Origin of the sequence: Pseudomonas sp. ICMP22404 (assembly GCF_006227205.1) — a bacterium.
GTDB lineage: Bacteria > Pseudomonadota > Gammaproteobacteria > Pseudomonadales > Pseudomonadaceae > Aquipseudomonas.
Genome location: NZ_VCNG01000057.1, coordinates 1 through 552 on the forward strand (window position 1 = coordinate 1; position 552 = coordinate 552).

Annotated in this window: 2 tRNA genes and 1 rRNA gene; all 3 read right to left on the bottom strand. The window is 48.9% G+C overall.

Going from position 1 to position 552, the window contains the following annotated elements:
* Positions 1-165 precede the first annotated feature (165 nt).
* Positions 166-241 (bottom strand) — tRNA-Ala (locus FGE05_RS29615).
* A 10-nt stretch (positions 242-251) separates the two neighbouring features.
* Positions 252-328 (bottom strand) — tRNA-Ile (locus tag FGE05_RS29620).
* 122 nt (positions 329-450) lie between these two features.
* Positions 451-552, bottom strand: a 16S ribosomal RNA gene (locus FGE05_RS29625); the annotation flags it as partial.

Sequence of the window (552 nt, forward strand, 5' to 3'; positions counted from 1 at the left end):
TTTACCTTAGCCTGATCCGTTACCAGTGAAAGTAACGTTCAGTCTATCTTTCTATCACATACCCAAATTTTTAAAGAACGATCTAATCAAAAGACTAGAAATCAACATTCACCATCGTCTTGATGGAATGCTCATTTCTAAGCTTTCAGCAGCAGAAGCAGTTTATGGTGGAGCCAAGCGGGATCGAACCGCTGACCTCCTGCGTGCAAGGCAGGCGCTCTCCCAGCTGAGCTATGGCCCCATAACAAAATTGGTGGGTCTGGGCAGATTCGAACTGCCGACCTCACCCTTATCAGGGGTGCGCTCTAACCAACTGAGCTACAGACCCAATTTCGAGCTTGTAACTGTTAGCGTGAGCTATCAGCTTGGAGCTTAAAGCTGCTTCTATCGTCTTCTTCAATGAATCAAGCAATTCGTGTGGGAGCTCATGGAGCAGCTGCTGTCGTCGATTAAGGAGGTGATCCAGCCGCAGGTTCCCCTACGGCTACCTTGTTACGACTTCACCCCAGTCATGAATCACACCGTGGTAACCGTCCCCCCGAAGGTTAGACT